This is a genomic window from Mariniphaga sp. (genome assembly GCF_041687215.1).
Taxonomy (GTDB): Bacteria; Bacteroidota; Bacteroidia; order Bacteroidales; family Prolixibacteraceae; genus Mariniphaga.
The window spans coordinates 16,993-30,392 of the sequence record NZ_JAWLCI010000008.1 but is presented as its reverse complement, the minus strand read 5'-3'; the positions used below and the strand labels follow the sequence as shown (position 1 = coordinate 30,392).

Below are 13,400 nucleotides of genomic sequence, written 5' to 3'. Positions count from 1 at the left end.
ACAATACAATTTCGGGAAAAAATTTATTCCAGCCGCATCATTTTCCCTTCTTTTTCATATTCTTTCTGAATGCCTTTCAGAAGGTCTTCCTGCGAAATGGTTTTCGATTTCTTTTGCAATGTTTGCAACCCGGCAAACTGAATGACATTTACGATGTTGGCGCCGGTTAAATGATATTTTCGGGCTATTTCATCCATGTTCACTTTTTTGTCGAGTTTTGCAATAGAAGGAAGGTAATTTCTCCAGAGTTGAAGTCGTTCGGAAGTATCGGGATTATCGAATTCAATGACGGAATTGAACCTGCGGGTAAATGAGGCATCAATATTCGACTTCATGTTGGAAGCCAAAATGACCAACCCAGCGTGCGATTCAATACGCTGCAGCAAATAGGAAACCTCCTGGTTGGCATATTTATCGTGGGCATCCCGAACGTTGGTGCGTTTTCCAAAAATGGAATCTGCCTCGTCGAAAAACAAAATCCAGTCTTTGTTGGCGGCTTTATCAAAAAGTTTCGAAAGGTTTTTTTCGGTTTCGCCAATGTACTTTGAAACTACCATTGACAGGTCTATTCGGAACACATCGCGCCCTGTGTATTTTCCCAGAAGGGAGGCAGTTAAAGTTTTTCCTGTACCCGGGGGACCATGGAACAATACACGGAATCCTGGCTTGATTTTCCCACGCATTTTCCATTCATTCAGCAATTTATCATTAAATTTCAGCCAGGTTTCAATCTCTTTTATTCCGTCCATAGTTTTTTCTTGCAGAACCAAATCGGCCCAATTGAGATCCGTTGTAATGCGTTCGGCAGGAAAATCATTGCTTAACCGGGGTTTTGAAATTTTGCCATTGATAAATAAATCTACATATTCCTCATCCATTATCAGGCGTCCGCTCATTTTGGGCTCTCCGTGTCCGGCAGGCTCAATGGATAATACACTTTTTTTGGCAAACAAATGAACTTCTTCAAAATAACGGGAAATTTCTGTGCGTTTTTCCACATCATTCCCGGCCAGGATAAATAGTACAGTTTCACCGGTTGGCAATATGCCACGGTGGTTTTTGCCTTTAACACCGCCAAACTCGGGAAAATCGCCGCCATTAGGCAGGTAATAAGAAATTACCGAGCGAAAAAAACCGGGATCGAAATGTGGTACAAGCGCCAGCAAAAGGATAATTATTTCCTGAGTGGAAAGATTGTATTCCCTGATAAACTCATTCAATCTGGTATTGCCTGAATTTTCGAACCTGAATTCAGGAATTTGGGATTTGTTGCCTTTCAATTCTGTTTCAAGCCGGGCATTAATTACATTACGTAAAAAATGAAGCGCTTCAGAGTTACTCATTTATTTTCTATTGAAATCATTCTTATTTTTTATTTGGCTGATTCACGCGTTGTATTTATATTCTTAATCGACCTTTTGATTAAAAATGATTTTACTTTGGTGAGATCATTTGTAACTTCCATTTGTTGTAAATCTTTGGTTTGCGGATTCACCATCAACTTTGCCGTATCATTTCCAGTCTGGGGGATGGCTGTAACTGCTGGCGAATCTGTAATTGTATTTGCCTGATTATAAGGAATTGCGGATAAATTTGTTTCTTCCCTTGCCGGAGTGGCTTCTTTCTCTACCGGCGCAGCATTTTCCAGTACCGGTTTATTCTTTATGCTTTCCTGAACTCTTGCCATCTGTTTAATATTGAGCGCTGCTGTGCTGGTCTTATCCTTTTCCAATGCTTTATCGGCTAAATTTTCAGCCTTTTCATTGTTTCCCAACAACAAATTCGAGGTACTTACCTGAACCAGGTCTTCAGTTGTGGAAGCCCTTTTTTCCAATTTTGTAGTTAATTCTTGCATTTTCTGAACCGCCACAGAATCTTCAGGATCATCTAGTACCTGATTTTGCCACTTTGTCAATTCAATTTTATCGTTTGATATGGTGATTTGCGTAATGCTAGGGTAACCAATCATTACAATTGGAATAAAAAAGAAAAAAAGCAGTTTTGCAATCTGTTCTTTTTTAATGATGTAATACAGCAATCCGATACTCAAAATCAGAAATAAAATTACACCAAGGATGAGGAGGGTTATTTCGTACAATAGTAGTCCGTCTAATAAATTTTCCATTGTTATAATATTTTATATTTCAATTAATTAATAAAAAATGAAATTTTATGTATCATTTTAATACCACAATCTGACAATCTCCTGATTTAATTTATATTATTTCCGACAAAACAAACAAAACACTGGTTCTCAAAATGGTAATTTATTCTTCTCCTGAAAAAGCAGATACCAAATCATTCAAAATGTATTTTGATCTTGAATCACCTGTTTTTTGATAACCCCAAAAAAACAGGCCGCCGTTTGAACTTGTTATTGAATTTTCTTTTTGTGCAGCTTTATTATTTTTTAATAGTTTTAGCGCAGTTTCATGTTGTTTTTGATTTTCATAAATATAAATTGTACAAAGAACATCTTCATCTATGACTTCATAACCAATAGCATACAAAGCAGACATTTCAGTTGCAGAAGGTATTGCTTTAATTTCTTTTAGAGGTTTGGAGAAGCTTCTCATTAAGTGTTTCACTTTCTCTTTTTCATGTTCTAAATAGTTTGACATTTTATTTGAATTTAATTTATTAGGTTCCGTATTCCCCTTTATCTTTTGTGAACAACTAATAAGCAATAAGCTGATCATAAAGCAAAATCCAATTTTTTTATAAGTATCCATCAGCTGCAGCCCAGTCTTTGTTTTTTGTTTCTGTTATAAAATCAGTCCAATCGGAAGCACTTTTAGCAGCAACAAATGTGTTTTCCAGTGTTTCCATATCGCCATCGAAATAAGCACCTGCTACTACAGCTTCTCCGACTAAAGTAACAAGTTTTGTAACAGTTGTCCAATTATTTTGATAGTTTGTTCGTCCTGCAATATTTATCCCATCTGCATTACAAACAAGTCGCGTAAAGTATTCTGTAACTCCTTCGTTTAAAGGTTGACTAACACCTATTAATTGATCAGAAGAATATTTATGTGTTGCTTCGTGTACCATAGTACCCGGGTTACCACTATTTTGTTCAATCCAAACACGACCTGCACTATCTACAAAACCATTTATACTTTTTGTTGCCCAAACAGTAGCTCCATAATGATGTTCTCCGGCAATATTCCAATTTGTTGTATCAACAACAGCAACAAATCCTTCAATTTTTCGGCCGGCTGCAACCCCACCACTTACATAAGCCGAGAGATGAGCCTGAATTGCAGCATCTGCATCTAAAGCTGAGGTATGTGATACGGTGCCAACAAATAACATTCTCAGCTTAACAATTACCCATAAATAGTAATCATCTCCCACTTCTGAACGCAGCGTATTTAAGTATGCAGCATCATTCCAAACTACATCCCTATCGGCCTGTGTTGCCAATTCGATAACCTGTTTAACCTCTTCTAAACCTGCTTCGGTTCGAACCCACTCAATTTTAGTTTTCAGATCAAATTGCAAATCATTTACGGCTTCTATGATTGTAACATTTGTACAAACATTGATAAAAAATTCTTTCCAGGTTTCTGTTTTTAATGCATCTCTTTCAGTTTGTGTTGTATTTGCATGAATTATCCAGGGCTTTATTGTTGGGTAACTAAGTTCCCAACTGGTAATCGTCATTTCTGCATTTAACCACGTAAGCTTGGTGATTAGATCAAATTGAAGATCATCGAGAGCAGTTACCATAGTAGCGTTTGTGCAAACGTCAACAAAAAAATCCATGCCTACAATGGTATTCGTTTTTAGTGAATCCCTTTCAGTTTGTGTCGTATTGGCATGAATTATCCAGGGCTGTATTGTTGAGTAACTAAGCTCCCAACTTGTAATCGTCATTTCTGCCTTCAACCATATGAGTTTGGTAATGAGATCAAATTGAAGATCATCGAGAGCAGTTACCATGGTAGCGTTTGTGCATACATCAACAAAAAAATCTCTCCCTACAATAGTATTGGTTTTTAATGAATCCCTTTCAGTTTGTGTTGTATTGGCATGAATTATCCAGGGCTGTATTGTTTCGTAACTAAGTTCCAAACTGGTGATAGTCATTTCTGCCTTTAACCAAATGAGCTTGGTAATTAGATCAAATTGAAGATCATTTAAAGCTTCAACCATGGTCTCATTGGTACAGACACCTACAAAAAAACTTTTTCCTGCAGTTGTACTTGTTTTTAAAACATCCCTTTCAGATTGAGGCGCCCCCGTTACCATTGCCTTAATCTCACTATACTCAATAAATGTAGTGCCAAATGTAGCACCTGCCTTTACCCAATCTAATTTTGTCTCTAATGGAAAACCTAAATTGTTTACTGCGCGAACCATTTCACCTACATTTAGGGCATTTGCCATTCTTGTTTTGTATGTTCTATTGGTCCTAACAGTAGCTTTCTCTCTGTCATCTAGTTCAGTACAAATCGAAATAACTTCTTCTTCAGGCACATTCCATCTATCAAGCATTTCATTTAAGCGGTCCAAATTACTCTCCTGGCCTTCTTGTTTTTGAACTGAATAACTTGGCAACGCCTGCTGCAACGTATGTGTCAGTTCATGCGCCAACAAATGTTTTCCAGAATTTGAATTAGTGTCATACTTGCCCTCATTAAAATATATATCTTTTCCGTGAGTAAAAGCTTGAGCCCCAAGTTGACGACTCATTTGAACAGCATCAGCCCCGGTATGGATATTTACTTTGCTAAAATCAGCTCCAAATCCAGCTTCCATAGTTCTTTGAGTTGCGATATCCATTTTCCGGCCACTACCTTTTGAGTTGGAAAGTTTTGATTCAATAGCAGGAGATGCAGAAACGTGTCCTTCAGATTTTGCCTGAATATCCTCCTCTTCCTGTTCTGCCAACATTTGTAAAGGTTCTTCCTCTTCTTCTTCCTGCATTTGTACTGGTTTTTCCTCAAATTTTTCTTTAACCTGTTTTTGAACAAAGGGAGACACCGAATCTTCCAGAGGTTTTTCACTAATTTCTTCCTGTTCCGAAAATTCTTCCACCCCGGAATTCTGAATAGCTGAAGTTTGAGCAGAAGGGAAAAAGGAAGAAGCGGAAGATGTATTTAGAAAAGAATCCTGGTTTTGGGTTCTTTCCATTACCTGGTCGGCCACTTTATCGGCTTCAAGTTCATATTTGCCGCCGGGTGTTCCAATATTTAGCTTTGGCTGAAAAAAGACCGAATTCCATCCGCTTCCCCGAAAAGAAGAAGAATGTGAATTCTTTTTTGTATTTTTTTCTGCATGCATCAAAACTATCCTTTAAACTAAAAATTTATACATAATTTACTCATTTACCGTCACCTCCTGCACTTCCACCATATCTACCCACCGGAGTTCGAGCTTATATTTCCCCGCTTTTTCAAACAAAGCATTACCTAATGGCCATAGTGCCGTTTTACTTTTTCGGGGCCGGATTTTCAGGTTAATTATGGTCCCGTTTTGCACCGCCAAATCCCATGCAATACTTTTCCGGTTGTTCACATATAATTCCGTTTCCGCAATTTCGAAATGAACCGGGTTGTCGCTTTCATTGGTTAAATCCAGGCCAACTTTAAAATCAGTGACCTCATTTAATTTTATGGTGCTGGAGCTCACCAGAAGTTCAATATTTAGCTTATCGTATTTCATTAAATAACTACATTGTTAATAAACCGCATAACTACAGCTCCCGCTTTGGTAATCATCATTGTTCCGCCAGGGAACATAAAAAAGGCCTGCACCGTGTTGGTGAATATCCTGCCCTGTGCGTCGGATTCGCCATCGATTTTATAACGGTTGGGAATAACCCACTCGAAGGTTCCGAAAGAGAAAGGTGCAGGCACGGCATGCCACGATGCATGATCCCGCAGACCGGTATTGTTATCGTTAAACGGAAGGTAGTCGGGGTTTGGGTTGTGGAAAATAGTTGCCCCTGCAAACCGGTTAAAGTAGCCCGATACATTGGTTGCAGGCCCCGGAACCTCGAGCCACTGGGTGCGCCCGAAGTTCACATTCAGCGGGTTCACCACTACATCGGTAATCATGCAGGCCCCGGCGGTTCTGGCAGGAATTGCATCATTCCTGTTCACCGTCATGGACAAGGCATTGGGCGCAATAACCGTCATAGGCACAACGCGTGTTCCGCCCGGTGTGGTTACCGTAATGGTGGGTGCAGTTGCTGTGGGCGGCGCTTCCCAAACAATATTGGAGCCGGTATTTAGTCCGATGATGTGGCCGTGGGAAACTGTCCACGTGCCCGAAGTGTTGGCCGTGAACCGGACGCGCTCTCCCACCCCAACCGTTGTAAGGGTATCGGGCGTTCCGTCAGGAGCGCTTTTAATGGTTTCCGATGTTACCACAGGTGGCGCAGTGGGTGGCGGCACAACCGGTACCGGCGGCGGAAGTACAGGGGCTCCGCCTGTGTATAAAGCATTCAACGCCGACATAGTATTCGGGCCCAAAACCCCGTCAGCCGATAAAGATGATGCACTTTGGAAATCCATCAAGGCGCGGCGTGTTTCATTTCCGAAAATACCGTCGGCTCCAAACTGGGGGAGCAAAAAACCGGCATCTATCAAAGCTTGTTGTATTAGAGAAACGGCAGCGCCAGAATCGCCAACCCGCAATAATCGTTCATTATCGTAAACGGCTTCCAAATCGGCATTGCCCGAAAAACGCGCTGCTGTCAAATCGTGTCCGTCGCCGATGGTCATCTGCAATTTGGCGGGTATCATTCCCTTTTGCTGAATGGTGTGTGTGAGCTCATGCGCCAAAAGGTGCTTGCCCTCTTTCGACTGTGGATTGAATTTTCCTTTGTTGAAATAAATATCATTTCCGTGGGTGAACGCCTGAGCGCCCAGTTCTTTGCTCATCTGTTCCGCTGTGGAGTCGGTATGGATATTTACATTTCTAAAATCGGCGCCGAAGCCACTTTCCATTTCATTGCGGGTAGCAGTATCTAATTTGTTTCCACTTCCTGGGTTGTTTTTTAATTTGCTTTCTGTGTATGGATTAACGGCGGTTTGTCCGTTCAGACTGGCCTGCACTTCTTTCTCCTCTTCCTCTGTCTGTCCGGCAATATAGGCTTCATCTTCGGGCTCTTCCACGGCCTGTCCCTGCTTTGCTTGGAGTTCTTCCTCTTCTTCAGCAGGCTGCATCTGCGCCATTTCTTCTTCCTCCTCCTCTGCCTGGGCCTGCACCGCTTCCTCCTCTTCTTCTACCTGAGCCTGAACGGGTTGTTCTTCCTCTTCCACCTGCATTTGGATATTTCCCCATTGTTTTGCCTGCACTTCTTTCTCCTCCTCATCCAGCTTCTGTACCAACGGAGTTATTTCACCTGCAAGCGGTTTTTCCTGCACCAGCCCGTATTGGTTTGCAAAAAAAGCAGAATTTGATGCACCGAAAAACGCGCTGGAACCGGATTCGGTATGATTCACCACTTTATCGGCAACTGCATCGGCTTCCATCTCGTATTTATCGCCCAGCTTCCCAACCGACAACTTTGCCTGCAAGCCTAAAAAGCCGGAACTCCTGCGAGACGAAAAAAAGGGCGATTTTCTTTTTTCCCTTCTCGTACGTCTTCTAACCCTATTTACTTTTGTGCTCATAACTCATTACCATTCAATGTACAACAACTCATTCAACCAGGGTATTTTTACCAGCGAAATATTCCACGCCAGTTTATCCAAAAGAATATCCTGTGCTTTTCGTTCCACAATCAGTTTAAAATTGCTGTCTTTTTGAACCAGTTTTCCGTTGCGTTGGAAGAACATTTGCCGCACCCCTTCGGGTGACGTATTTTTCAGGGCCGCCCACTGGCGGATAACTTCTGCTAATAATTGCAGACTTTCTGCTTTTACTTTTTCCGAAAGCAGACTTTCCTTTTCCACAGACATTTTCAAAGGCATTCCGCATAAAAACTTTTCAAAAACAAGGTTACCTTCAAAAAAATCATCGCTACCAGTTGCCAAAAAATGAAGCGTTTGAATAGCCACATGCACTGCTGAATTTTTAATTTGCCCCTTCTCATTTAAAAAGTCAACCGCTTTAAAAAAGGTTTTCAGAAACGGATGGATTAAAACCAGCCCGGCATTCTGAACTGCGATTTCACCTTCCTGCTTTTCAAAAAATGATTCCAATTCAATCTCATTTTCCTTGAGCGATTCATCCAAAAAATCCGCTTCCTTTAAATCTGTTTTTTTTAAATCTGCAATATTAAATGGAGCAAAAATAATATCAGTTAACTTTTCCTTATCATCGTCTGAAATCCAATCTGTTTTATGAAAGAGGTCAGTTAAATGGGCATGTAGCATACTCGATGATTCTTCATTTATTTTCTGAATAAATTTTCCCAGTGAATCTTTGAAATCATTTGCAGCCAGCAGTAATTTTCGCTTTTCTCCGGTGGTTGAAATTAAAAATAAAAGCTTAAAAAAGTAGTGACGCGATATTGAAGGCAGCCTTTGTAATAAAGTATTAAAATGTGCTTCAGCATTTTTAATTTGAGGGTTCAATTTCAGTAAAAAAGCTTTTATCAGAATATTATCTAACTGAAAAACAAAACGTTCAGATGCCCGGTTATCCGATTTCAGCAATTGGGTTAAGCGTTTAAAAAAAATCTCGTTATCGAGACCTTTTTCCCAGTTTGAAGGTTGTAAAAATTCACTTACTTCCTCTTCGGTTCCAAACCACGGAAGATGGCCGTTTTCAAGGAAAAACAAAAAAACTTGTTCGCGATTTTTATCTGTTGGAAGGATTTCAACATTTTCGTTTACATAATCATTACTGATTTTTCTTCCTGAAAAACCAATTTCTGATTCAATTTTTGCAGCAAACTGCTTAACAATTTCTGATTCCAGGGTAGAAAAATAATCATCCCGGAGGGTGGCAATTTTCAAGTTTAACGAATCAATGCGCGCCACCCTACCGGTTTGATTAAAGTCATCAAGTGTCTGTTCAAGTTTTGGAAAAACATTAGTCTCCAAAAATCTGCCGATTTTATTTTTGATAATATTTGCAGACTCAAGGCTACCTGTGTTTACCTCAACAAACACCTTTTCTATTCTGTGAGTAATTGCGTTCAAATTATACCAGATTATTATCTAAAATTAATCTTACATGTTCTTCCAGAATTGCTTTACCGGCAACTTTTTCGACCCAGTTTTCCATAAAAGCACGCAACGATTCAGGCAATTTTATTTCGCGCTCCCTGAACTGCTGCAAAATGGATATTATTTGCTCAAACAATCTTGCCAGAATTTCTTTTGAATTCTCCAGAACCTCATTTTCCTGGCAGCCCAAAACGTTATAAAACAACTGAAGTTGCAAAACAAACAACTGCAACAAATGCTGATACTCTTTACTGTCCCGATTCCCGGAAAGCTCAATAATCATATGTGAAGTTTGAGTCAACAGCTCGACGAAAAGTCCAGGTAATTTTTCATTATTTTTACCTGAAAGGAAATTTTCCAAATCGTTCAGTACGCCTTCCTTAAATTCATCGGTGCCTCCATAAATCTGACTGGTTGACATCCAAATGGGAACCACAAAATTGGAACCTGGCAAGTTCAGTCTTTGCAGGGTTTCCAAATCCTTCAATATAGCTTCCCTGGTTATTTGCATGCAATTTTCAACCGGTTGAGTATTGAATGAAACCACTTCGGTTTGGTCTGAACCGCAGAATTCACTGTTTGCCTGTAATGCCAAACGCCAGGTTGTCGGGCTGTCAGGCCGGAGATCAATTACAAACGGTGTGGTACCGGTTCTTTCGAATTTTTCACCGTTTATGTTCCAGACAAAAGTGTTTGCTCCGGTTGACTGGTTTGTCAGAATCAACTGGTTTCCAACCTGATTAGGTTCAAATTTGGCAACCGGCACTTCATGCACAGTAACCACAATTTCCGAAGGTTTGCCGTTTACAATAAATGTGTGTTCACCTTTTCCGGCCTTAGCAGGAATGAACACAAAATTTCCGTTTTCATCCTTTTCTACTCCCGGTCCTTCAACAGTTGCAGTTGCACCAGCGGTGACCACATTAAACTGATGCGGAGACTCGTCATTTTCACAAAAGTCACTGCCATCCAGATGCACTTCTATAATAATTTCAAAAAGTTGAATTTTGCGTTCTGCTGTGGCTGTACATACACCATTTGATGCTCTAACCTCCAGCTTTACTGTAACAGAATTATCCTCATTGTCAGGCAACTCCGTGTACCTGTGTTTTGGACTTTTCTCGGTTGAAGTTGGACTTCCATCGCCAAAGTCCCACAAAAAGAAAGCTCCATCAATTTCTCCAAACGGTTCAAAGGTGATTTCCAGGTTTACCGGAGCTCTTTCAGGTGCTTCGAAGCCAACCTGCGGAGCTTTAAAAACCGTCAGTTCAGCTTCAGTAACCTGCTGGTTCACGGTAAATGTAATTTTTTCACCCAGCAAATCTTCGGGGAACACAGACGGATCGAAAACCAGTTTTTTGTCTTCGATTGTCATGCCCGGAACTTCCGGGTTTGACCGGATTTCACCATCTTCGGGCGAAACATCAAAGCGAACTTCGGTGTCCTGCCCCAGGCAAATTTTATCTTTTTCGAGTCGCAGTTGGGCTGGCGGTTTCTGAATGATAAAATTCACAGGAGCGCAATCGGAACAGCACAAATAAGGCAATGAGAAATCGGCAATTACCGTATTGTTTGGAATTTCTGCAACAGCCTGAACTTTTCCAAAAAGACTGGAACGTTCTTCAGCAATCAGTTTTTCGATTCTCGTAATTTCATCTTTTGACCGATTTTCCTTTCTAAGAAGGTCGGTATATTTTTCCAGTTCAGTTATGCGATTCGAAGCATCTTTAACCGAAAAAGCTTTGGTTTCGGTAATTCTCAGGCTTTCAACCGAACTTAAATGGGTTAGATTTTCAACCCTGCTTAAATTGCTCAGATTTTCGTCTCGTACAATTTCGTTCTGAATTTTGTTCAGGTAAACCAGAATAAACGTTCCTCCCGGTTCAACCCCGGCTTTGTGTTCCAGTCCGTGATGATGTTTAATAAATTCGGATAACCTGAGCCTGACAATTATATTTTCCTTTCGTTTGTTGATTTCTTCCAGCAAAATTTCAAGTTTTTTGGCCGAGCAGCAAATCCCGGAAAGATGTGTAATCAAAACTCCCATCAGCGATTTCAGGTTCGATGAAAGATCGATGTTTTGGTATCTGACCTTGAGCTTGTCAACCAGTGCACACAGTTCTTTCAGCGTTAATTTGTATGTATCAACCTGTGCAACACTCACATCAACCAGCACATTTGGCATACGTTGCGAAAGCACATGTGTGTAAGCCATTAATTCTATGGACTGGTCTAATATAAATTCCTTCATATCAGGCTGTTCTGCCCAAACGGCCTGATCTACATTTTCGGTTACCAGCTTATTTGCTCTGGCAATAATATCGTTTACCGAACCTCCCTGTGTTTCCTCGAAAGCAGTTTTCATCAAAACTCCCAGGGCATTTTCTTCGGTTACCAGGTTGTCGGGAATCACGTTGCTCTTTGCAGAATAGGCACTAAATATTTTCTGATCTTTCGATTGTTTTTCGGCAGTGGTTTTTGAGGCATCCAGATTGGTAAGTATTCTTCTCGTATCCGATGTTTCGCGTGTCGCACCGGTAAGCAAATTTAAAGTGGATTCATGCGTTTTTCTTTTTGCAACCAACGATTCTTTCACATTTTTTCCCGGCTCAGCCGTATTAAATCCTGAAAACAATTGTGAAACTTCGGCCAATACACACTCCTGTTCGGCAGTCCAGGCCCGCAGCAGCATGTTCAAATCTTCAAATTCACATTCGTAATCGTCTATATTCAGATTTTCAGTATTCACATTTATGGAAAGTGCTTTTACATCGAATGCCAGTCCGTGACTTTGTCTTAAATCGATTATTTCTTCCAGCGCCGTTTTGTAATTTTTCCCCTGGTGGCCTTCAATTCGTAAAAAGTCGAACCGGTCGGTATTGAAATTCAGCGGCTCCTGAATTTGCGGAAGGCCGGACAAATTCTCGCGGTGGTAGCTCAGGTTTTTGGTATGACTGAACTTTTCGGTTTTCAGAAAATCCCACACTTTTAACAATTTTTCATCCACTCTAAAATAGAATGGAACTGACCGGAAACTCAGTTCGGGCAATTTGTTGGAAGGCGTAATTTTAACTTCGCCTGATTTTGAACCGTAACCGCCCACCATTTCAAACAAGCGCTGAATCAGGCTCCGGCATTGGTTCAGTTTGCTCAATCCGCAGGTTAGTGCCGGTGATTTGTAAAAAAGATGGCGGTTCTGTTTTGGCTCAACATTCACCTCGTCAAGGTTCCCCAAAAGCAAGTGTTTTGGAAATGCATTGATGTCGGGAAAACACTCTTCTTTTAACGAAAGCAGCAAACAACGGATTTCATTCCACGTATCCACCAAATCTTTTACCAAATCGTACCGGTACTGAAAATCGAACGGAACATTGGCCTGCGTAAAGCCAACCCATTTTTTTAGGTTTTCGGGGAGTTTATTAAATTGGTTTTTAAGCGGTTCAAGTTGCAATAAATTACCAAATCCGGAATAGAGGTCAGCCATTCCGTTTATCAGATTTGTCGGCAGATTAGTGCTGTTTATTGCCGAGTGATAAGCCTGTTTCAGTGCACTGTAATTGGCCGTATTCAATTGGTTCAGCACCACCCGGCGCACTGCCAGTTCAGGTAAAATAGTAAACTTTTGGGCTACATCATGTTTCGAGAAAATGGAGTCGTTATTGGCAATATAGTCTGCATCATTTTTGGAAACCAGCAAAATACGCAGCCTTGCCACCTGTTCCACACCCTGGTTGTCGCAATCAACAGTTGTGCATAAATCTCCCTCTTTGGCATACGATTCAAGGTAAAGCAGAACAGTTTTATCTTTCAGGTTTTCGAAAGATTCCAAAGGTGTGGAATTATCAACCCCTTCGGGGAACAGTTCCCACATTTCAATAAGTTCCGTTGTTGTTTTGCCGTCAACGGTTTTTACCCGCCGAAAAAACGGATAGGCGGCAAATTTGTCTTCAAATTTCCGGAAATGGGTTAAAGTCTGCTCTTCCAGTTCAATGGATTTCAACCCGCCAGCCGAAACCGGTTGCCTCAGGGTAATCAGGTCGCCATCGGTAGTTACGCCCACTCCCTGTGTGATGGTTATACTTTTTTCAGTAACATTTTTTAGTTTGAAACCGCAAACAGTTCCCACTCCGTGAAGAAAAGCACGCGTCATCCGGTCCTGGTCCTCAAAATAGCTGATGAACCCATTTAACTGGTCCTTCGTTAAAACCTGATCATCCACAAATGTATGGTACCGCGTAGTAATTTCGGTTAATTTTGCTGCCATAGCTT

The 13,400-nt window shown here is 40.9% G+C and carries 8 protein-coding genes; all 8 read right to left on the bottom strand.

All coding sequences use genetic code 11. The features are described from left to right. Nucleotides 1–23: 23 nt before the first annotated feature. The 8 genes from ACESMA_RS05065 to ACESMA_RS05030 all read right to left on the bottom strand — a co-directional run bounded on the left by ACESMA_RS05065 (nucleotide 24) and on the right by ACESMA_RS05030 (nucleotide 13,395). Entirely contained in the window at nucleotides 24–1,343 is a 1,320-nt protein-coding gene (locus ACESMA_RS05065; protein WP_372947688.1) for an ATP-binding protein, read from the bottom strand. 29 nt (nucleotides 1,344–1,372) lie between these two features. Then, complete coding sequence (locus tag ACESMA_RS05060; protein ID WP_372947687.1) at nucleotides 1,373–2,125, bottom strand: hypothetical protein; 753 nt, start codon at nucleotides 2,123–2,125, stop codon at nucleotides 1,373–1,375. Between the two features lie 142 nt (nucleotides 2,126–2,267). Next, on the bottom strand, nucleotides 2,268–2,621 hold the full coding sequence (locus ACESMA_RS05055; RefSeq protein WP_372947686.1) for a hypothetical protein: 354 nt from the start codon (nucleotides 2,619–2,621) through the stop codon (nucleotides 2,268–2,270). A 97-nt stretch (nucleotides 2,622–2,718) separates the two neighbouring features. Beyond that, complete coding sequence (locus ACESMA_RS05050) at nucleotides 2,719–5,289, bottom strand: DUF4157 domain-containing protein (RefSeq protein WP_372947685.1); 2,571 nt, start codon at nucleotides 5,287–5,289, stop codon at nucleotides 2,719–2,721. Nucleotides 5,290–5,325: 36 nt separating this feature from the next. Further along, entirely contained in the window at nucleotides 5,326–5,670 is a 345-nt protein-coding gene (locus ACESMA_RS05045) for a hypothetical protein (protein ID WP_372947684.1), read from the bottom strand. Further along, nucleotides 5,670–7,628, bottom strand: coding sequence for a DUF4157 domain-containing protein (locus tag ACESMA_RS05040; protein ID WP_372947683.1), 1,959 nt, complete (start codon nucleotides 7,626–7,628; stop codon nucleotides 5,670–5,672). The genes ACESMA_RS05045 and ACESMA_RS05040 overlap by 1 nt, the downstream gene beginning before the upstream one ends. 6 nt (nucleotides 7,629–7,634) lie before the next feature. After that, the gene (locus ACESMA_RS05035) at nucleotides 7,635–9,104 is read right to left on the bottom strand and encodes a contractile injection system tape measure protein (RefSeq protein ID WP_372947682.1); all 1,470 of its coding nucleotides are present in this window, start codon (nucleotides 9,102–9,104) and stop codon (nucleotides 7,635–7,637) included. A gap of 1 nt (nucleotide 9,105) precedes the next feature. Further along, entirely contained in the window at nucleotides 9,106–13,395 is a 4,290-nt protein-coding gene (locus tag ACESMA_RS05030) for a PKD domain-containing protein (RefSeq protein WP_372947681.1), read from the bottom strand. Between the last annotated feature and the right edge of the window lie 5 nt (nucleotides 13,396–13,400).

Coding starts and splice junctions, on each gene's coding strand:
- ACESMA_RS05055 (WP_372947686.1), bottom strand. CDS start 2,621: ATGTCAAACTATTTAGAACATGAAAAAGAGAAAGTGAAACACTTAATG.
- ACESMA_RS05065 (WP_372947688.1), bottom strand. CDS start 1,343: ATGAGTAACTCTGAAGCGCTTCATTTTTTACGTAATGTAATTAATGCC.
- ACESMA_RS05040 (WP_372947683.1), bottom strand. CDS start 7,628: ATGAGCACAAAAGTAAATAGGGTTAGAAGACGTACGAGAAGGGAAAAA.
- ACESMA_RS05045 (WP_372947684.1), bottom strand. CDS start 5,670: ATGAAATACGATAAGCTAAATATTGAACTTCTGGTGAGCTCCAGCACC.
- ACESMA_RS05050 (WP_372947685.1), bottom strand. CDS start 5,289: ATGCATGCAGAAAAAAATACAAAAAAGAATTCACATTCTTCTTCTTTT.
- ACESMA_RS05030 (WP_372947681.1), bottom strand. CDS start 13,395: ATGGCAGCAAAATTAACCGAAATTACTACGCGGTACCATACATTTGTG.
- ACESMA_RS05060 (WP_372947687.1), bottom strand. CDS start 2,125: ATGGAAAATTTATTAGACGGACTACTATTGTACGAAATAACCCTCCTC.